Origin of the sequence: Bartonella sp. AP20NXHL, from assembly GCF_042196165.1 — a bacterium.
Lineage (GTDB): Bacteria > Pseudomonadota > Alphaproteobacteria > Rhizobiales > Rhizobiaceae > Bartonella.
Map to the genome: position 1 here is coordinate 55,431 of NZ_JBHIPV010000008.1, position 19,955 is coordinate 75,385.

15 protein-coding genes are annotated in these 19,955 nt (G+C 40.6%); 14 read left to right on the forward strand and 1 reads right to left on the reverse strand.

Annotated features, from left to right (window positions below; genetic code table 11):
- The first annotated feature begins 13 nt into the window (after positions 1 to 13).
- The 14 genes from mraY (at position 14) to ligA (ending at position 18,565) form a co-directional block, all read left to right on the forward strand.
- Positions 14 to 1,084: a phospho-N-acetylmuramoyl-pentapeptide-transferase gene (gene mraY / locus ACFILL_RS05950; RefSeq protein WP_273790783.1), complete on the forward strand. Its 1,071-nt coding sequence runs from the start codon at positions 14 to 16 to the stop codon at positions 1,082 to 1,084.
- 4 nt (positions 1,085 to 1,088) lie between these two features.
- Positions 1,089 to 2,483 (forward strand): UDP-N-acetylmuramoyl-L-alanine--D-glutamate ligase, encoded by a 1,395-nt coding sequence (gene murD / locus ACFILL_RS05955; protein ID WP_375643451.1) that lies wholly within the window; start codon positions 1,089 to 1,091, stop codon positions 2,481 to 2,483.
- A gap of 145 nt (positions 2,484 to 2,628) precedes the next feature.
- Positions 2,629 to 3,783, forward strand: a complete 1,155-nt coding sequence (locus ACFILL_RS05960; protein WP_273790781.1) for an FtsW/RodA/SpoVE family cell cycle protein — start codon at positions 2,629 to 2,631, stop codon at positions 3,781 to 3,783.
- Complete coding sequence (gene murG / locus ACFILL_RS05965; protein ID WP_273790780.1) at positions 3,776 to 4,912, forward strand: undecaprenyldiphospho-muramoylpentapeptide beta-N-acetylglucosaminyltransferase; 1,137 nt, start codon at positions 3,776 to 3,778, stop codon at positions 4,910 to 4,912. Before ACFILL_RS05960 ends, murG begins: the two co-directional genes overlap by 8 nt.
- A complete protein-coding gene (gene murC, locus ACFILL_RS05970) occupies positions 4,896 to 6,323 on the forward strand; it encodes a UDP-N-acetylmuramate--L-alanine ligase (protein ID WP_273790779.1) in 1,428 nt (475 codons plus the stop codon). The genes murG and murC overlap by 17 nt, the downstream gene beginning before the upstream one ends.
- Positions 6,301 to 7,278, forward strand: coding sequence for a UDP-N-acetylmuramate dehydrogenase (gene murB / locus ACFILL_RS05975; RefSeq protein WP_273790778.1), 978 nt, complete (start codon positions 6,301 to 6,303; stop codon positions 7,276 to 7,278). Before murC ends, murB begins: the two co-directional genes overlap by 23 nt.
- A gap of 238 nt (positions 7,279 to 7,516) precedes the next feature.
- Entirely contained in the window at positions 7,517 to 8,437 is a 921-nt protein-coding gene (locus ACFILL_RS05980; protein WP_273790777.1) for a D-alanine--D-alanine ligase, read from the forward strand.
- Positions 8,425 to 9,336 (forward strand): cell division protein FtsQ/DivIB, encoded by a 912-nt coding sequence (locus tag ACFILL_RS05985; protein WP_273790776.1) that lies wholly within the window; start codon positions 8,425 to 8,427, stop codon positions 9,334 to 9,336. Before ACFILL_RS05980 ends, ACFILL_RS05985 begins: the two co-directional genes overlap by 13 nt.
- The gene (ftsA, locus tag ACFILL_RS05990; protein WP_375643453.1) at positions 9,333 to 10,634 is read left to right on the forward strand and encodes a cell division protein FtsA; all 1,302 of its coding nucleotides are present in this window, start codon (positions 9,333 to 9,335) and stop codon (positions 10,632 to 10,634) included. Before ACFILL_RS05985 ends, ftsA begins: the two co-directional genes overlap by 4 nt.
- 63 nt (positions 10,635 to 10,697) lie before the next feature.
- Positions 10,698 to 12,470 carry a cell division protein FtsZ gene (ftsZ, locus tag ACFILL_RS05995; RefSeq protein ID WP_375631175.1) on the forward strand — a complete coding sequence of 591 codons (1,773 nt, stop codon included), beginning with the start codon at positions 10,698 to 10,700 and terminating at the stop codon, positions 12,468 to 12,470.
- 216 nt (positions 12,471 to 12,686) lie between these two features.
- The gene (lpxC, locus tag ACFILL_RS06000) at positions 12,687 to 13,571 is read left to right on the forward strand and encodes a UDP-3-O-acyl-N-acetylglucosamine deacetylase (protein WP_375631204.1); all 885 of its coding nucleotides are present in this window, start codon (positions 12,687 to 12,689) and stop codon (positions 13,569 to 13,571) included.
- Between the two features lie 160 nt (positions 13,572 to 13,731).
- Positions 13,732 to 14,625, forward strand: a complete 894-nt coding sequence (locus ACFILL_RS06005; RefSeq protein WP_273790773.1) for an outer membrane protein assembly factor BamD — start codon at positions 13,732 to 13,734, stop codon at positions 14,623 to 14,625.
- Between the two features lie 6 nt (positions 14,626 to 14,631).
- The gene (gene recN, locus ACFILL_RS06010) at positions 14,632 to 16,293 is read left to right on the forward strand and encodes a DNA repair protein RecN (RefSeq protein WP_375631174.1); all 1,662 of its coding nucleotides are present in this window, start codon (positions 14,632 to 14,634) and stop codon (positions 16,291 to 16,293) included.
- A gap of 112 nt (positions 16,294 to 16,405) precedes the next feature.
- Positions 16,406 to 18,565 (forward strand): NAD-dependent DNA ligase LigA, encoded by a 2,160-nt coding sequence (gene ligA, locus ACFILL_RS06015; protein ID WP_375643454.1) that lies wholly within the window; start codon positions 16,406 to 16,408, stop codon positions 18,563 to 18,565.
- 395 nt (positions 18,566 to 18,960) lie between these two features.
- Here ligA and ACFILL_RS06020 read toward each other — a convergent pair whose 3' ends face one another.
- On the reverse strand, positions 18,961 to 19,656 hold the full coding sequence (locus tag ACFILL_RS06020) for a hypothetical protein (RefSeq protein WP_375643455.1): 696 nt from the start codon (positions 19,654 to 19,656) through the stop codon (positions 18,961 to 18,963).
- Positions 19,657 to 19,955: the final 299 nt, after the last annotated feature.

Consider the following 19,955-nt stretch of genomic DNA (forward strand, 5'->3'; position numbering starts at 1 on the left):
GGTTTTTTGTACAATGATGCTGTTTTTTTCTTCGTTTAGTGATTGGCTTCCAGGTGTGAATGTATTTCGTTATATTACTTTTCGCACGATAGCGGCTATGCTTACTTCGGGACTTATCGTCTTTTTGTTTGGACCTAGCATCATTGCTTCTCTTAAATTGCGGCAGGGTAAGGGACAACCGATTCGTGCTGATGGTCCTCAAACACATTTTAAAAAGGCTGGAACACCTACAATGGGTGGATTGATGATTTTAACCGGCATTGTGGTATCGGCATTTTTGTGGTGTAATTTATCGAATATTTACTTTTGGGTATCGCTATTGGTTATGCTTTCTTTTGGGGCAATTGGATTTTATGACGATTATCTTAAGGTCACAAAACAAACAGACAAAGGATTTTCTGGGAAAGCACGGTTAAGCTTAGAGTTTTGTGTTGCCGCAATTGCGGCTTTTGTTATTCTGAAAATTGGCTCATCTGGATTCGCTTTGCCTTTTTTAAAAGATTATCTTATCAATTTGGGCTGGTTTTTTATTCCTTTTTCTGCGTTTGTCATTGTCGCGACGGGTAATGCGGTTAATTTAACGGATGGACTCGATGGGCTTGCTATTGTTCCTGTGATGGTTGCAGCTTTATCTTTTGCTCTGATTGCTTATCTTTCTGGTAATATGAATTTTGCTGATTATCTCCAAATCCATTATGTATCGGGTACAGGTGAATTGGCTGTTTTATTGGGAGCTGTTGTTGGGGCAGGGCTTGGTTTTTTATGGTTTAATGCACCACCTGCAGCTATTTTTATGGGAGATACTGGTTCATTGGCTCTTGGAGGACTCTTAGGGACTGTTGCGGTTGCTACGAAACACGAAATTGTTTTGGTTCTTATTGGTGGGCTTTTTGTTGTGGAAGCTTTTTCGGTCGTTATTCAGGTTGGTTATTTCAAATTAACAAGAAAACGCGTGTTTCTTATGGCACCGATACATCACCATTTTGAGAAAAAAGGCTGGACTGAAAGCCAAGTCGTGATACGCTTTTGGATTATTTCGATTGTTCTCGCTCTCATAGGTCTTTCAACACTTAAATTGCGGTGAGAATGTGATTTCTGTTGCGTGTTATAAAGGTCAAAAAGTTGCTCTGTTTGGATTGGGACAGTCTGGACTAGCAACGGCACAAGCATTGATGTGTGGTGGTGCAGAAGTGGTGGCGTGGGATGATAGTCCTTCAAGCGTGCAAATGGCTTTTCGGCACAATATTCCAACACGAGATCTCCGTTATGAAGATTGGTCAGAATTTGTTGCATTGATTGTAGCTCCTGGAGTTCCTTTAAGTTATCCTCAACCCCATTGGGTTGTTGAAAAAGCACGAAAAAAAAATATAGAAATTATCGGTGATATTGAATTATTTGTTCGGGCGCGCCATCAATTTTTACAGCATTATGGTTTTTGTGACAAAGACGTTCCTTTCATTGCGATTACGGGGACGAATGGGAAGTCAACCACAACATCTTTACTTGCGCATTTGTTGGAAAAAATGGGCTATGATGTGCAGATGGGGGGAAATATTGGAAAGGCAATATTGACGCTTAAGCCCTTTGTTAAAAAACGTATCTATGTGATTGAATGTTCATCATTTCAAATTGATCTTACTCCCTCTCTTCAGCCGACTATTGGACTTTTATTAAATCTCACACCTGATCATATTGATCGACATGGAAGTTTTGCCTGTTATGTGCAAACCAAAAGGCATCTGATTGCTCAGGCTTCTCAGGCTTTTATTTCAGTTGATGATGCAGCTTGCCGGGTTTTATATCAACAGTTACTTCATGAGGGGAAGCAAATAGAGGCAATTTCCAAGGATCATTTTGTTGAAAATGGTTTTTATGCAGATGGGACCAAGCTCTTTTCTGTTCGTCAAGGACAGCGTCATATGCTTGCAGATCTTGCTCCTATGGCGGTGTTACGTGGGAGGCATAATGCGCAAAATGCCCTTATGGCATTAGCAACGTTGCAGGCTTTAAAAATAACCGATCCTTCTATGAACAAGCATTTAGCAAGTTATAAAGGGTTGGATCATCGTATGCAGCAGGTGCGTAAAATGGGGGCGGTTTTGTTTATCAATGACAGCAAGGCGACTAATGCAGATGCAACAGCTCCTGCGCTTTCCACCTTTAATGATATTTTTTGGATTGTTGGGGGACAGGCAAAAAAGGGAGGAATAGAGTCTCTTAGAGAATTTTTTCCTAAAATTCGTAAAGCCTATTTGATTGGGAGCGCGGCGGAAGAATTTGCTCGCACTATTGGATCTTCTTTTCCCTTTTCTATGAGCTTAACTTTGAAAAATGCGGTGCGTGAAGCAGCTGTTGACGCAATAGGCTGTAAGGCAAAAGAGGTGACGGTTCTTTTGTCACCTGCTTGTGCAAGTTATGACCAATTTAAAAATTATGAAATGCGAGGCGAAGCATTTGTCTCTTTTGTGATGCAGTTACAATAAAAAAAGCATCAATTATAAAAAATATTTTTGCGTTAAGACTCCAGAATCTTTTTTTGTGTAATTTAGTTTTTAAAGTGTTTGTTAAACAGGCTGGGAACCCATATCACTTTGAGACAATTTATAAAATGGATAAGGTGTGTATATCATGGTGACGCGTGCAGATAGAGATCCAATTGCTAATTGGTGGTGGACGATTGATCGCTCTATCTTTGCAGCTTGTTTAATTTTAATGGGAATTGGCATTATGCTGTCTTTTGCTGCCAGCCCCATTATTACAAAAAAAATCGGAATTGCTGATAGTTTTTATTTTGTTCGGTGGCATATTATTTTCAGCATTTTAGCATTTTTTACGATGGTTACCATTTCTTTTTTTTCGCTTTCTAATATTCGTCGTTTATGTGCTCTTTTGCTCATTGTAACGCTTGCTCTTATGGTTGCAACCTTATTTTTTGGTCCAGAGTTAAAGGGAGCACGGCGATGGATTCAGCTATTTGGTTTTTCTGTACAGGCTTCAGAGTTTATGAAGCCAGCTTTTGTGGTTATGTCCGCTTGGCTTTTTTCGGAACAGATACGCAAGAGGGGAATTCTAGGTTATACGTTAGCGATTGTACTTTATGGCATTTGTTGTGTGCTTCTGGTTTTGCAGCCTGATATTGGACAAACAGTTTTAATAAGTGCAACATGGGGGGGGCTGTTTTTTATTGCTGGTGTACCTCTTACTATTATTTTTCTCTTTCTCATTTTAGGCGTTGTAGGAATTATTTTAGCTTATTTTTTTCTGCATCATGTGCGCGAGCGGATCAATGGTTTTTTGACAGGTGAAGGAGATACTTTTCAAGTGGATGTAGGACGTGAGGCTATTTTGAATGGTGGTTGGTTTGGGCAAGGTCCTGGGGAGGGAACAGTAAAACGTATCATTCCTGATAGCCATACAGATTTTGTATTTTCCGTTGCTGCTGAAGAATATGGTATTATTCTTTGTTTATTAATTATGATGCTGTTTGGCTTTATCGTTATGCGTTCATTGTATATAGCCATGAATACACGTGATTCCTTTATACGTCTTGGTATTACTGGCATAGCAATGATGATTGGCTTTCAATCAGCTATTAATATGGCCGTTAATCTTCACTTAATTCCTCCAAAAGGCATGACATTGCCTTTTATTTCTTACGGTGGTTCTTCGATGGTGGCGATTGCGTTTTCAATGGGCATTTTGCTTAGTTTAACACGTCGTTGGCCAGAAGCACGCCTTTCAGCTTTTTCTTCCTCTTCTGTCTTGGATACCCCTTATGAATGATAAAAAAGTTATTGTTTTGGTGGCTGGTGGTACAGGTGGACATCTTTTTCCTGCTGAAGCCCTTTCTGTTGAATTAAGGAAGCGTGGATATGATGTTCATTTAATAACAGATGAAAGAGCACGACCTTTTGTTCGGTGCTTTGATGAAGAGCATATTCATATCGTTTCATCGGCAACGTTTATACGACGTCATCCTTTTGCTCTGATAAAGACGTTTTGGTCTTTGCTAAGGGGAATGGGGCAATCGTTGGCGTTGTTTTATAAATTACGTCCTGTTCTTGTTGGAGGATTTGGGGGGTATCCGAGCTTTCCTCCTCTTTTTATTGCGGCTTTAACGAGGCGTGTGACATTTATTCATGAACAAAATGCTGTTATGGGGCGTGCCAATCGGGTGTTGGCAATTTTTGTGCGTGCAATCGCTGGTGGTTTGTTGTCGCCAAATGGCGCTTATGCTCATAAAATACTTTTGACGGGGAATCCTGTCCGTGAGGCTGTGTTGAAGGCGGCCAAAATTCCTTATCATTCTTCAGAGGGGGAAAAGCCATTTAATTTTTTGATTTTTGGAGGTAGCCAAGGGGCTTCTGCTTTTTCACATATTGTTCCAGAAGCGATTGCTTTATTCGATGATAAGAACCGTAAACGTTTACGAATTGTACAGCAAGTCCGCGGTGAAGCAGGAGGGTTGATCAAAATCTACCGTGATATGGGCGTACAAGCAGAGGTTGCTCCTTTTTTTGATGATATGGCTGAACGTATGGCACATGCTCATTTTATTTTGTCGCGCGCTGGGGCTTCGTCCGTTTGTGAGATAGCGGTGATTGGTAGACCTGCTTTGCTTGTTCCCTATCCCCATGCTTTAGATCATGATCAGGCTGCCAATGCAGCTCTGCTTGCTCGTGTAGGTGGTGCGCAAATTGTATCAGAAAAAGATTTGAATGCACAAAAGCTTTTTTCTCTTTTAATGCACGCTTGTTGTGCACCCCATTTATTGGAAAAACAAGCGCTTGCTGCAAAAAAAGTTGGGCAACCTCATGCAACCCGTTGCCTTGCTGATATGGCTGAATCCTTAATTGCAGGGCGATTGTTGTCAGATATAAAAGAGGAGCTTTTTAATGAAAATGCCACTTGATATAGGCGTTATCCATTTTATCGGAATCGGGGGGATCGGTATGAGTGGAATTGCGGAGGTTTTTTATAATCTTGGCTATAAAGTTCAAGGGTCAGATCAAGTTGAAAGTGCAAATGTTGAACGTTTGCGGAAAAAAGGAATTAACGTTCATATAGGTCATTGTGCTGAAAACTTAGGGAATGCAGAGGTTGTTGTTTTTTCTACTGCCGTTAAAAAAACAAATCCTGAGTATATTGCTGCAAAGGAAAGACATTTACCGCTTGTTAGACGTGCAGAAATGCTGGCGGAGCTGATGCGGTTTCGGCGTGCAATTGCGGTGGGTGGTACACATGGTAAAACAACAACCACATCAATGGTTGCAGCCCTTCTTGATGCTGGTCATTTTGATCCAGTGGTGATTAATGGCGGTATTATTAATGCTTATGGTACGAATTCTCGTACAGGAGATGGCGATTGGATGATTGTTGAAGCTGATGAAAGTGATGGTACATTTTTAAAGCTGCCTGCTGATATTGCTGTTATTACTAATATTGACGCTGAGCATTTGGATCATTATGGAAGTTTTGATGCTGTGCGTGAGGCTTTTCGGCAATTCGTAGAAAATGTTCCCTTTTATGGTTTTGCTGTTTTGTGCCTTGATCATCCAGAGGTTCAGTCATTGGCGGGCCGTATTGATGATCGTTGGGTGATCACTTATGGTGCAAATCCACAAGCAGATGTTCGTTTTCTTAATCTTTCGATGGATGGTCAAAAAACGCATTTTGATGTTCTTGTTCGCTCACGCAAAACAGGAAGAAAGATTGAGTTGAAAAATATGCTTTTGCCTATGGCAGGGCAGCATAATGTTGCCAATGCAACGGCGGCGATTGCTATTGCGCATGAACTTGGCATTTCAAATGAAGCTATAAAAAGGGGCTTAGCAGAATTTGGCGGAGTAAAACGGCGTTTTACGCGAACAGGAAGTTGGCGTGGCATTGAAATATTTGATGATTATGGACATCATCCTGTCGAAATAAAGGCTGTTTTGCGTGCTGCACGTGAGAGTGCAAAAGGGCGTGTTATTGCGATTGCACAACCTCATCGGTATTCACGGTTGTATCATTTATTTGATGATTTTGCTGCTTGTTTTAATGATGCAGATACAGTGTTGATTACGCCCGTTTATGCGGCTGGTGAAGAGCCTATTGTAGGATTTGGTTCTCAAGAATTGGTAGAGCATATTAAAATGGCGGGTCATCGTGATGTGCGCTTGATACATGGTTTGGAAGATGTTGTGTCTCTTGTCTCAAAATTTGCTCAGGCAGAGGATTATGTTGTTTTTCTTGGTGCTGGCAATATCACACAATGGGCTTGTGCGTTGCCTCATCAGTTAGCGGTATTGGATGGTCATGATAAATTTTCAGCACATTGATGGTGAGGCGCTATTGGCGCAATTGCAACCATTGTTGGGTGGCGTGAGAGGAAAACTTACACCTAATGTTGAGATGCGTAAGGTAACGTGGTTTCGCACGGGCGGATTGGCAGAGCTTTTTTATCAGCCTGTTGATGAAGAAGATTTGGCTCTCTTTCTTCAAAATTTGCCTGAATTTGTTCCTGTAACAATTGTCGGTATCGGTTCTAATCTTCTGGTGCGTGATGGGGGGGTTCCTGGTGTTGTGATTCGTCTTTCGCCAAAAAGTTTTGGGCAAGTGAAGCAGGTTTCTCCAAAAGGCTTTTTAGTTGGTGCTGGTGCGGCGGATAAACATTTAGCTGCTGCCGCTTTAGAAGCTGAGATTGCAGGTTTTCATTTTTATCATGGTATTCCTGGAGGTCTTGGAGGAGCTCTCAAAATGAACGCTGGTGCGAATGGTGTTGAAACCGCAGCGCGTGTTGTCGAGGTCTATGCGCTGGATCGTAAAGGGCAACGTCATATCTTGAGTGTGAAAGATATGCATTATTCCTATCGCCATTGTGATGTTCCTAAAGATTTTATTTTTACGGCTGCTTTATTGGAAGGAAAACTCGGCAATAAAGATGATATTCGTGCTGCTATGGATGAAGTTGCCCTCCACAGAGAAACAGTGCAACCTATTCGTGAAAAAACAGGGGGGTCAACTTTCAAAAATCCTGGGAATGGATCTGCGTGGCGCGTGATTGATGAAGCAGGGTGTCGTGGTTTACGGATTGGTGGCGCTCAAATGAGTGAAATGCACTGTAATTTTATGATTAATACAGGGCAAGCAACAGGATATGATCTTGAAGCATTGGGAGAAACAGTGCGTGCACGTGTTTTTGCAAATTCAGCCCACCTTTTACAATGGGAAATAGAGCGTATTGGTCAATTTGAGCGTGGTCGAAGTGTTTCTCCTTTTGATCCATTTCATTGATTTATTGTTCACTAAAAAAGTGAAAATAAAAAATTGAGTCATTTCAAAGAGATAATAAAAAATTTCTATTAAGAATCAATAAATTAACAAAGAATCTCTTGCATCAGGCTTTTGAGTCTGATTCATTATGCAAAATGCTAGGTTATTGATTCGCAAGGATAAACTTTGTTTTTCCTGTATATGGTGCTGATGTATTCTATATAGACTACATATAGTATGCGAAAGAGGGTGATTTATTATGAAAGATAAACATATAGCTGTGTTAATGGGAGGTTTTTCTTCTGAGCGGTCTGTAAGTTTATCTTCAGGGGCGGCTTGTGCTGATGTTCTAGAGGTACAGGGGTATCGCGTGAGCCGCGTGGATGTTGATGCTCGTATTGCTTCTGTTCTTGAACAGTTGCAGCCCGATATTGCCTTCAATGCATTGCATGGTCCATTTGGTGAAGATGGCCGGATTCAGGGGATTCTTGAATATTTAAAAATTCCTTATACTCATTCTGGCGTGATGGCATCTGCTTTGGCAATGGATAAGGGACGTGCAAAAATTATCGTTGCAAATGTTGGGGTTTGTGTTGCTCCTTCTCGTATCATGAGCCGCTTTGCTTTGGGCCGAACGCATCCCATGGAGCCTCCTTATGTAATTAAACCTGTGTGTGAAGGATCAAGTTTTGGTGTTGTCATTGTCCAAGGAAATGAAGCTGTACCGCCGCATAATATTGGGGGAGCTGAGTGGGGATATGCCGATGAGGTGATGATTGAAAAATATATTCCTGGTCGTGAATTGACTTGTGCTGTTTTGGGGAATGAAGTGCTGGATGTGTGTGAAATTCTTCCCGATAAAAACTTTCCATTCTACGATTATGACTCAAAATATAAAACGGGTGGTTCTCTTCACATTTGTCCTGCACAACTTTCACTAAATATTTACCAAAGTGTGCAAAGAATGTCTTTAGCAGCCCATCAGGCGATAGGGTGTCGAGGTGTTAGCCGTTCTGATTTTCGTTTTGATGAAAAAACGGGAGAGTTGGTTTGGCTTGAAATTAATACGCAACCCGGTATGACATCGACGTCTCTTCTTCCTGATATTGCAAAAGCGAGCGGCCGTACTTACGGCGATATTGTTCAATGGATGGTGGAGGACGCATCATGTATGCGTTGAATGTTAGTAAAACAAATGTTCCGATGGAGGTGCTTTCAGTGCCGGCTTTGCCACGTCTTTATCGTCGTTTTCTTCGGTTTATGTTTGAGTTTGTTTTTGTTAATATTCATATTCCACGCCATTTTGGCTCTTTTGCTGTTGTATGGTTTTTCTTTGTTACGGCTTTTTATGGACTTTCATCAAGTGGTCAGATGGCTGTGATCGTAAACACGATCATATTGGATAGTAGTTTTGTGGTCACTCATGTTGATATAAGCGGTAATAAGCGCTTGGCAAAGCAGGATATTTTTAAAATTTTAAAACTTGATGTTGCGCCTTCTATATTCACTTTTGATGTTGAAAGAGCGCGTTCTCTTTTGGAAAAACAGGCTTGGGTGCAATCGGCTAATGTTCAGAAAATTTATCCTAATAAAATGCGCATTTCCATCGTGGAGCGTGAACCCTATGCCATTTGGCAACATGATGGCATAATGGATATTGTTGATAATACAGGTCGTGTCATTGTGCCTTTTAAAGGGGAAATTGTTCGGGATTTACCTCTTGTGGTTGGGCAGGGGGCACAAAATGCTGCTAAAGTGTTTATTCAAGCGCTGTCAGTCTATCCGGAAGTATATGATCGTATTCGTGCTTTTGTGCGGGTAGGTGATCGACGTTGGGATCTTGTTTTGAATAATGGAATGCGCGTTATGTTGCCTGAAAATGGTGCTCTTGAAAGGCTTTCTTCTCTTTTTTCGTCCGGTACAATGCAAGATCTTTTATCTCGCGATATTCTCAGTGTTGATTTACGTCTTGCTGATCGAATTACTGTTTCTTTATCAGATGAAACGTTGGAGCGTTATCATGCTACTGTAGCAGAAGAAGAACGTATTTTAAAAGCGCGAAAGGCAGGAAGCCTATGATGCTACTCAGATCACATCATTTGAAGGGGCGTAAAACACGTTTTTTAACGGTACTTGATGTCGGTTCAAGTAAGATTGTTTGTCTTATTGCTTGTTTGCGTCCTTTGAAGCATGCACACTATTTACATGGTCGTACACATTCTACGGAAATTCTAGGCTTTGGAGTGCAGCGTTCACGTGGTATTAAATCCGGTGTTGTCATGGATATGTTTGCAGCAGAACAATCAATAAGATTGGCTGTTGATGCGGCAGAAAAAATGGCGGGTTTGGTGGTGGATTCAGTGATTGTGAATTTTTCCTCAAGTCGATTACAAAGTGCTTTGATTAATGGAAAGGTCCATTTGAATGGTCGTGAAGTCACCAAGCGTGATATGCGTATGGCCTTTTCAGATGTTTCGCGTAAAGCCTTTGATGCTGAACGTCATGTTATGCACTCAGTTCCAGTTTCTTATGTATTGAATGGAGATAAAGGAATTTTTGATCCTATTGGCATGGCAGGGGAAACATTTGGTGTCGACGTGCATGTGGTAACAGCAGAAACAGCCTCTTTGCGTAATTTAGAAACTTGTATTAATCGTGCACATTTGAGTGTTGAAGCAATGGTTGCTACTCCCTTTGCAAGTGGTCTTGCTGTCTTGATGAATGATGAGGCGCATTTAGGGGCTGCGTGTATTGATTTTGGTGGTGGAACAACAACATTTTCAGTGTTTTTTGAAGGAAAATTTATTCATGCGGATGCTCTTGCTGTTGGGGGGCATCATGTCACTCTTGATGTTGCGCGCGGATTTTCTATGTCTTTAACAGAGGCGGAACGTTTAAAAGTTGTTTATGGTTCAGCACTTTTAACAAGTGCTGATGAGCGGCAAATGATTAATGTAGCAGAAATTGGGAGTGAACAGCGTGAAACTCAATATCCTCGCGCGGTTCTTGGGCGTATCATTCGTGCGCGTGTTGAAGAAATTTTAGAAATGGTCCGTGATTGTTTAAATCGTTCTGGTTTTGGTCACATCATTGGTAAACGTGTTATTTTGACGGGGGGAGCAAGCCAGTTAACAGGATTGCCAGAAATGGCACGTACTATATTAGGAAGAAATGTTCGTATCGGGCGGCCTTTAGGTATTTCGAGGCTTCCTTCTCTTGCAAAAGGGGCGGCGTTTACATCTGCTGTTGGGTTGTTAATTTATCCGCAATTGGTGGGTTTTGAAGAAAAAACAATGCAGGCGGCAGGAAATCATTTATCGATGGGCACGCGTGGGTATTTTCAGCGTGTTGGTGAGTGGTTGCGTGAGAGTTTTTAGTTAAGTCTAGTTGGATAAATTTCATCGCTTTGGCTTGCGGTGTCTTATGAGAAGGAAAAGAAAATGACGATTAATCTGCATCGGCCAGATATCGCGGAATTGAAGCCACGCATTACCGTTTTTGGTGTTGGAGGTGGTGGCGGGAATGCCGTGAATAATATGATAAATGCTGGTCTTCAGGGAGTTGACTTTGTTGTTGCAAATACGGATGCACAGGCTTTGGCTATGTCAAAGGCTGAACGTGTTATCCAACTTGGGGCAGCTGTGACAGAAGGTTTGGGTGCTGGGGCTTTGCCGGAAGTTGGACAAGCGGCGGCAGAGGAATGTATTGATGAAATTATTGATCATCTTGCAGACTCTCATATGGTTTTCATTACTGCTGGTATGGGGGGAGGAACTGGAACAGGAGCTGCTCCCGTTGTTGCTCGCGCAGCGCGTGAAAAAGGTATTTTGACTGTTGGTGTTGTGACAAAGCCGTTTCAGTTTGAAGGCGCACGTCGTATGAAAACGGCAGAGGCTGGTATTGAAGAATTACAAAAGTCTGTCGATACATTGATTGTTATACCCAATCAAAATCTTTTCCGTATTGCAAATGATAAGACAACGTTTGCTGATGCTTTTGCTATGGCTGACCAAGTGCTTTATTCTGGTGTTGCTTCCATTACGGATTTGATGATTAAAGAGGGTTTAATTAACCTTGATTTTGCTGATGTTCGTTCTGTTATGCACGAAATGGGGCGAGCCATGATGGGAACGGGTGAGGCATCTGGTGATGGGCGTGCTTTGGCTGCGGCTGAAGCTGCTATTGCAAACCCACTGTTGGATGATACCTCTATGCGTGGGGCGCGTGGTTTACTGATTTCTATTACAGGTGGTCGTGATATGACTCTCTTTGAGGTTGATGAAGCTGCTAATCGTATTCGTGAAGAAGTGGATGCTGATGCGAATGTGATCTTTGGCGCTATTGATGATGAGTCATTGGAAGGTGTTATTCGTGTTTCTGTGGTTGCCACCGGTATTGATCGTGAAGTTAGTGATGTTGTTCAGTCCTCTCATCCTCAGATTCAAAGACCTGCTTCTTCAATACGCAAGAGCGATCCTGGAACGTCACACAGTTCTTTTCATGTTCAGTCATCGCCTCTGCGTTCTGAGTCAATGGTAGAAGTGATCGAATCACTTGAAATAGAGAAGGGTAAATCAACCGGAGAACAGTTCCGTCCCAAAAGTCAAATTTTTGCACAACCTGCAGAAGCAATGACGACACGAAGTGCCACGAATGCTGTTGCGTATGGTTCAAATGCTGTTCAGGAACAGAGATCCAATGTGCCTCGTATGCAAGTAAGCCGTGGTTCTCAACAGGCGATGACGGCTCCTGTGAGTATGGAGGCAACAGCACATGTTCTTGATGAGATGACAGGGGTTGTGAAGCAAAAAGAAAAGCCAGTGCAACCAAAACAAATGCAACAAATGCAAGCGCGCGCTCCAATGCGTATGCCTGAGTTAAAGGATTTTCCTCCTGTTGCTCATGGACAAAGTCAAAGAACATTTGTGACTGATCAAGGTCCTCGTAATCTTTGGCAGCGTTTGAAACAGAGCTTGACACATCGTGAAGAAGCTGAGCCAGAAGCGAGGCTGGAGCCTGCTGTTAGATCATCTCAGCAGAAAGAGTCTCATGTTTACAATAAAAATTCTCAGGCGCTTTCTCAAGATGCTTCTGTGTATGTTCCACGTCGTTCTGGTGAGCTGCACCCTCAGGTACCACAAGATCAACGTACTTTTATAAGTGAAGAAGATCAGTTGGAAATACCAGCATTTTTACGTCGTCAGGCAAATTAATTGATGAAAAGTGAGATAAAGTAAGAAAAATTATTATTTCTTTAATGATCAGTCAAAAATTATACAGTAAAATATATTGCTGTTTTTTGGATAAAATACTTTGTTTTAAAAAAAACCGCTTATTATAAGCGGTTTTTTTTTATTATTTACTATGAATATTCTTTATAATTTTATAAATTTTGTTAAAAGATGTACAAGCAATTTAATAAAATGATTATGATGAATTTAGTACCAAAATATCAGTCTACTCTTAAAAAAGCAGTAACATTTAAGGGGATTGGCGTTCACAGTGGCTGTTTGTCAGTGGTAAAGGTTTGTCCAGCGGATGTTGGGTGTGGTATTGTTTTTAAGCGTTGTGGATTAGACGGAACAGAGAAAATATTTCAAGCTCATGCATCGCAAACAGGAGAAACTGAATTATCAACAGTACTTGGAGATGGAGATGTAAGGGTTGAAACAATTGAACATTTGATGGCAGCAATTGCTGCTTATAATTTGGATAATCTTGTTATTGAAGTGTCACATAATGAGATTCCTATTTTGGATGGTTCAGCGTGGCTATATTGCCAAGCTTTTGAAGATGTTGGTATTGTACAGCAAAATGCGTTGCGTTCTTATTTCATTATAAAAAAGCCGGTGCGAGTTGAAGGATCTCATGGTGTTGCAGAGCTTTTGCCATTCGATGGACGTCGTTTTGATATAACGATCTCTTTTCCTTCTTCTGCTATTGGTAAGCAACATTTCAGTTTTGATCTTACCACACGAGGGTTTAGGGATGATTTGTCACGTGCGCGCACTTTTGGTTTTATCAAAGACGTGGAAGAATTAAGGCTTTCTGGAAAGGCGAGAGGTGCTTCTTTGGAAAATTCTCTTGTTATCGACCTTAATGATAAAATTTTAAATCCCGATGGTCCTTATTGGGAGAATGAATGTGTTCGGCACAAGATGCTTGATGCGATTGGTGATACTGCTTTGCTGGGAGCACCTTTTATTGGATTATTTCGTTCTTATTGTAGTGGGCATAGAATTAATGCGCAATTGGTGAAAGCTGTTTTGGCAGACGAATCATATTACCAAAAAAGCTTTTTAGAGAAAGAGTAAAAGAAAATTGACAAGATTTTTTTATCGTTTATTTGATTTTTAAGGGGATGATTGACCTAAACTGCTAAATTGGTTATGTGGATTTTAAAGTGATATGGTATAAAAACTTTAATAAATTGTTTTTGCTACAAGGTGATATTCTCTGGAGGCCGGAAAAACTATGAAAAAATCTCATGTGTGCATTGGAAATATGACATATAGAAAATCTAACATTGTACGCAAGATATTGGGGGTGGTACTTTTAGGAAGCACCTGTATGTTAGCGGGATGTCTCTTTAAAGAGAAAAAAACCCTTGATCCATCTGCTTATGTTTTGAAAATAGAGCCACCAGATGTTCTCTATAATCAGGCGCTTGCTAGCCTTGAAAGTGGGCGGCTTGGGGATGCATCGAAGAAGTTTTTGAAGATTGAAAAACAGTACGCTTATACAGACTGGGGGCGTAAATCTTTGGTCATGGGTGCTTTTACTAATTATCGACTCGGAAAGTATGATGATTCAATTAGTATGGCTCAACGCTATATTACTCTTTATCCAGGGTCGACTGACTCGGCTTATGCGTATTATATTATTGGTCTTTCTTCTTTCCGTCGGATTCCTGATGTTACACGTGATCAACGTGATACGAAACGTGCTATTGCTGCTATGCAGCTTCTTATAGAGCGTTATCCTAATTCTGAGTATGTCAAGGATGCTAAGGATAAAATCCGTTTTGGTCGCGAACAGCTGGCTGGTAAAGAAATGCAGATTGGCCGTTATTATGAAGAGGGGCGGCGTTACCTTGCGGCAAGTAGACGGTTTCGTACCGTGGTTGAAGAGTATTCTGATACAAATCAAATTGAAGAAGCGCTTTTCCGCTTGACTGAGGTTAATCTTGCTCTCGGCTTAACGGCGGAAGCACAGACGGCAGCAGCTATTTTAGGACGTAATTATCCCAAAAGTGAGTGGTATAAATTTTCTTATAATCTCTTGCAGAAGAATAAAATATCGCCACGTGAGCATAAATCTTCTTGGATCTCAAATGCTTTAGGTGGTGATAAGAAGAGGGTACGTTGATTCTCTATGTTGGTACAGCTTTCGATTCATAATATTGTTTTGATCGAAACGCTTGATATTCATTTTACGGCGGGGTTGACGGTTTTAACTGGAGAAACAGGTGCGGGGAAGTCTATTCTCCTTGATGCTTTATCACTTGCTCTAGGGGGGCGGGGTGATGCTTCGCTTGTGCGTCATGGTGCTGACCGCGGGCAGGTCACAGCTGTTTTTGATGTGTCTGTTTCACATCCTGCACGTCAACTTATTCGTGAGAATGGTCTTGATGATGAGGGTGATATTATTTTACGACGTGTGCAATCAAGTGATGGACGTAGCCGTGTTTTTATCAATGATCAGGTGTCTAGTGTTGCATTGATGCGGAGTGTTGGCCGTTTGCTGGTTGAAATCCATGGACAACATGATGATCGTGCGCTTGTTGATGTTGCTACACATCGCCAATTATTAGATGCCTTTGGTGGTCTTGAAGATGAAGTGGAAAATTTGCGTCAGTGTTATCACTCATGGCGTGAATTTGAGGAGCGTTTGCAACGGCAGCGTCTTAAAGTAGAGAGTGCCGTACGTGAGGTTGATTATCTTCGTGCGTGTGTAGAAGAGCTTGAAAAGCTTGATTTTAAAGTTGGTGAAGAGGAAGCTCTTTCTCTTCGTCGTGCTGATATGCTTAAATTAGAAAAAATAGCGACAGATATTAAAGAAGCGGATGATCTTTTAACGGGTCAAAAATCACCAATCCCAGTACTTTCTAATTTGGTGAGGCGTTTGGAGCGGAAAATTCCTGAGGCGCAAGAACTTATTGTACCAGTGGTGAAATCTATTGATGAGGCATTGCATGCACTTGCAACAGCACAAGAAGGTATTGAGACGGCAATACGAGCATTAGATTTTGAACCTGATGAATTGGAACGGATAGAAGAGCGTCTTTTTTCTCTTCGGGGTTTTGCTCGTAAATATCAAGTTTCAGCGGATGAATTGATTCAGTTACGCGATAAAATGGATGCAGAACTCGCTGATTTTGAAGAGGCTCAGACTATATTGACACGCTTTGAAGATGAGGCAAGACAAGCACAAAAAAAATATGATATGTTAGCGCAAGCGTTGTCAATAAAACGTCAAGAGGTTGCAAAGAACTTGTCTGAAAGCGTGATGACTGAGCTACCGGCATTGAAATTAGAGAGGGCTGAATTTATTGTTGAAATGCAAAGTGATATGGAAAAGCGGAGTGCAGAGGGATGTGATCGTGTTGAATATTGGGTACGAACAAATCCTGGCACACGGGCCGGTCCCATGCTTAGTGTGGCTTCTGGCGGTGAATTATCTCGTTTTTTGCTGGCATTAAAAGTTGTTTTATCTGATCGAGGATCAGCACCGACGCTGATTTTTGATGAAATTGATACAGGCGTTGGGGGGGCTGTTGCAGCGGCTATTGGGCAACGGTTGCAATGCTTATCAGAACATGTCCAAGTTTTCGCTATTACGCATGCTCCACAGGTTGCATCGAAAGCGCATGGTCATTTTCTTATTTCAAAAATTGAGAGTCATGATAAAGGACGCTTTGTTACTGCGATTCATAAAATGGAAGAGCATGAGCGTGCAGAAGAAATTGCCCGTATGTTGGCTGGAGAACAGATTACTGAAGAAGCGCGTGCAGCGGCTCAAAAGCTTCTAGCATAAAGGTAATTAGTCAGCGATAAAAATACTGGAAAGCTTGTATTTATTGAGATTCACTTGATGAGGATGCGTGTGGAAATCCTTGTGGCAGTGCTTGTAATTTGGAATAGATTTTATGAACAAAGATGCAGATAAAAATCTCACAGCTGTTGAAGCAGAACGTGAATTAGAGTGGTTGGCAAAAGAAATTGCACGTCATGATGTGCTTTATAATCGTGATGATCAGCCTGAAATTTCTGATGCAGAATATGATGCTTTGCGCCGCCGTAATGCAGAAATTGAAGCTCTTTTTCCAGAGCTTATACGTATTGATTCTCCTTCACATAAAATTGGGGCACCAATTTCTGAAAAGTTTGAAAAATCTGTTCATGCACAGCCTATGCTTTCACTTGATAATGCGTTTAGCTCTGAAGATGTTAGTGAATTTGTTGAGCGTATTCGTCGTTTTTTACGGCTTCCAGAAACACAAGTGTTGGAAATAACAGCGGAGCCAAAAATTGATGGTTTATCTTTGTCTTTACGCTACGAAAAGGGGCGGCTTGTGCGTGCGGCAACGCGTGGGGATGGAACTGTCGGTGAAAATGTGACGGCAAATGCCCGAACAATTGCTGATATTCCACAAGTTTTACAAAGTGATTTTCCTGATATCATTGAGGTTCGCGGTGAAGTTTATATGGGGCGGGAAGATTTCCAAGCACTGAATATCAGCCAACAAGAGAAGGGAAAGTTAACTTTTGCCAATCCTCGAAATGCGGCGGCTGGTTCACTCCGTCAGCTTGATTCACGGATAACCGCTAGCAGAAAACTTCAATTTTTTGCTTATGCTTGTGGTGAGGTGAGTGAAATATTGGCAGAAAGTCAAATGGAGATGATGAAAAAGCTAAAAGAATATGGCTTTGTTATCAATCCATTAACAAAAGTCTTTAAGACAGTAAAAGAAATTATTTCGTATTATCACGATATCGAAGAATGCCGTCATTCTTTAAGCTATGATATTGATGGCATTGTTTATAAGGTTAATGATTTGATGCTCCAAAAGCGTTTGGGGTTTGTTTCTCGTTCGCCGCGTTGGGCTATCGCCCATAAATTTCCAGCAGAAAAAGCGATAGCGCTTTTGGAAGATATTGACATTCAAGTTGGTCGCACGGGAGCTTTGACACCTGTTGCACGTCTTACGCCTATTACTGTTGGTGGAGTGGTGGTGACCAATGCTAGTTTGCATAATGAGGATTATATTAAGGGAATTGGTCATAAAGGAGAGCCCATTCGTGAAGGACGTGATATCCGTGTAGGCGATAGCGTGATTGTACAACGTGCTGGTGATGTGATCCCTCAAGTTATTGATGTTATCATTGAAAAACGCCCGAAAGATGCTGCTGTTTTTATTTTTCCTCATTTGTGCCCAGCTTGTGGGAGTCATGCTGTTCGTGAAGTGGGAGAAGCCGTGCGTCGCTGTACAGGGGGGCTTATTTGTCCGGCACAAGCGATTGAACGTATTCGTCATTTTGTTTCACGCAATGCTTTTGATATTGAGGGCTTGGGTAAAAAACAAGTGGAGTTCTTTTTCCATGTTCAAGATGAAGCGCTTTGTATTCATACACCAGCCGATATTTTTACGTTACAACGGCGCCAAGAAAAATCTTTGATACGTTTGGAAAATATGGAAGGTTTTGGTACTGTTTCAGTGCGGAAATTGTATGATGCCATTAATGCGCGCCGAGAAATTCCTTTGAGCCGTTTTTTGTTTGCATTAGGGATTCGTCATGTTGGCGAAGTGAATGCACGCCGCCTTGCACGTGCTTATAAAAATTATACAGCTTTTGAGACCGCGGCTATGGAAGCACTTATGCCATGTGATAAGAAAAATGAAGAAGGAAATGAGGCTTGGATGGAGCTTACCAATATCGAAGGAATTGGACCACAGGTAGGGAGCGCAATTGTTGATTTTTATCAAGAAGCGCATAACCGTGAGATTTTATCTGTTTTGCTTGAAGAAGTAACACCTCTTGATGAAGAGCCTATCATAGCAGATTCTTCACCAATAGCGGAGAAGATCATTGTTTTTACAGGAACTTTGTCGCATATGTCACGCGATGAAGCAAAAGCATTGGCAGAGCGATTAGGGGCTAAAACATCTGGTTCACTTTCTAAAAAAACAGATCTTCTTGTTGCAGGACCTAGAGCGGGCTCCAAATTGGCTAAAGCTGAAGAATTAGGTGTTGAGGTTATCGATGAAGAGGTTTGGCTACAGCTGATTGAGAAACATAATATTTAAAGGGTGTTTCCCAGAAGATCGTATACTGTTGATATGATTATCTTTCTTACATTTTTTGGGGGGATGAAATCAAAAAGGGGATAATAGGAGCTGTTTTTTGCAAAAATAGAGCGCCATATACTTTGATATTTATTAAGTTATTAAAATAATTAACGTTGAACTTAAATATTAAACTTAAACTATTATGATGAAGAATATGCAAGGTTATTATTAGTAAAAGATATAAATTATTACTGTGAAGAAAGGTAAAATTTTTGAACAAATATGTAGAATTTAATCCAAAATGCCGTAATAGAAATGTAACGCGGAAGATTACAAAATATAATAAAACATTCCGCTATAAATGAATAAGGGATATAAATGCGAGTTGTTTATTATGTTGAATTTATAAAAGATTACTGGTACCTATACTTATCAGGCATTATTAGATGGTACACTTGTCCAATTTCATTACAAAATTTCGGATATTCGCTAATGCGTCTAGCAGCATAATTTTTTTCCTGACTTCCTTCATCTCTCTCAAATTTCTCAGCATAGGAAATTTCGTTTATTAGAGCTAGTATTTGGATTGAGAATATTTCAGAATTAAATATCATTCGTGCGTATCTAAACATTGGATCTGTCGAGTTCATGACCAAATTTTTTGCCCAAATGAAATCGTTTTCTTTCCAATTATATTGAGAACGTAGCTTATGTATGTAGGTAGGTAGGGATAATGCTGGAAATTTTTTATTGTACTCTCCCTGTAATAAGTCCACAAGGCATGCACACCAAACAACTTTCGCATGGATAAGATTTATATTTTCAGGAATTAGTACTACCATCCCAGGGCTTAGAACATGATATACACCATAACTCTTATTATCCAGATATTTTTTTGCAATTTCTAGGCGCTCTTCGTATATATTATCAGGATATTGTGTCTTTACGTACTCTTCGTATAATTTATCGTACTGATTTGGAGTAATGACTTGATTTTCAGAAAATAAAGCAATAGGAATTCGCTTAAATTTAGTAATTTCCTTCAATACAGAAGGCCCAATATAGTATCCAAATAATAATATTACGGAACAAAATAAAATTATACGCATTAGGATAGTCACTTTATTTCTAAAATACTGGATAAGGAAAGGATATAGATTACTAAGATCTGTGCTTAAGATTTTGTTAACTAACAAGCTATAAGACACACGTTTTATTGTGTATTTTTCATATCCTCTGTTATTGTTGTTAATTTTTAGCTGAATAACACATTCAGGTCAAAACACATGCCTCCATATATGTTGTTTTTATACTGTGTAGTTGGAAACTATCTATATTGTGGGTAACTTTTTTTCAACAGTAAGTAATAGTCTAGAAAATAATATTTTACTGTTAACTATGCAAATAA

Excerpts from the sequence above, each read along its gene's own strand:
- ACFILL_RS06020 (WP_375643455.1), bottom strand. The coding sequence starts at position 19,656 with ATGCGTATAATTTTATTTTGTTCCGTAATATTATTATTTGGATACTAT.
- murB (WP_273790778.1), top strand. The coding sequence starts at position 6,301 with ATGATAAATTTTCAGCACATTGATGGTGAGGCGCTATTGGCGCAATTG.
- recN (WP_375631174.1), top strand. The coding sequence starts at position 14,632 with ATGTTGGTACAGCTTTCGATTCATAATATTGTTTTGATCGAAACGCTT.
- ACFILL_RS06005 (WP_273790773.1), top strand. The coding sequence starts at position 13,732 with ATGAAAAAATCTCATGTGTGCATTGGAAATATGACATATAGAAAATCT.
- murC (WP_273790779.1), top strand. The coding sequence starts at position 4,896 with ATGAAAATGCCACTTGATATAGGCGTTATCCATTTTATCGGAATCGGG.
- ACFILL_RS05960 (WP_273790781.1), top strand. The coding sequence starts at position 2,629 with ATGGTGACGCGTGCAGATAGAGATCCAATTGCTAATTGGTGGTGGACG.
- mraY (WP_273790783.1), top strand. The coding sequence starts at position 14 with ATGATGCTGTTTTTTTCTTCGTTTAGTGATTGGCTTCCAGGTGTGAAT.
- ftsZ (WP_375631175.1), top strand. The coding sequence starts at position 10,698 with ATGACGATTAATCTGCATCGGCCAGATATCGCGGAATTGAAGCCACGC.
- ACFILL_RS05980 (WP_273790777.1), top strand. The coding sequence starts at position 7,517 with ATGAAAGATAAACATATAGCTGTGTTAATGGGAGGTTTTTCTTCTGAG.
- lpxC (WP_375631204.1), top strand. The coding sequence starts at position 12,687 with ATGATGAATTTAGTACCAAAATATCAGTCTACTCTTAAAAAAGCAGTA.
- ftsA (WP_375643453.1), top strand. The coding sequence starts at position 9,333 with ATGATGCTACTCAGATCACATCATTTGAAGGGGCGTAAAACACGTTTT.
- ACFILL_RS05985 (WP_273790776.1), top strand. The coding sequence starts at position 8,425 with ATGTATGCGTTGAATGTTAGTAAAACAAATGTTCCGATGGAGGTGCTT.
- murG (WP_273790780.1), top strand. The coding sequence starts at position 3,776 with ATGAATGATAAAAAAGTTATTGTTTTGGTGGCTGGTGGTACAGGTGGA.
- ligA (WP_375643454.1), top strand. The coding sequence starts at position 16,406 with ATGAACAAAGATGCAGATAAAAATCTCACAGCTGTTGAAGCAGAACGT.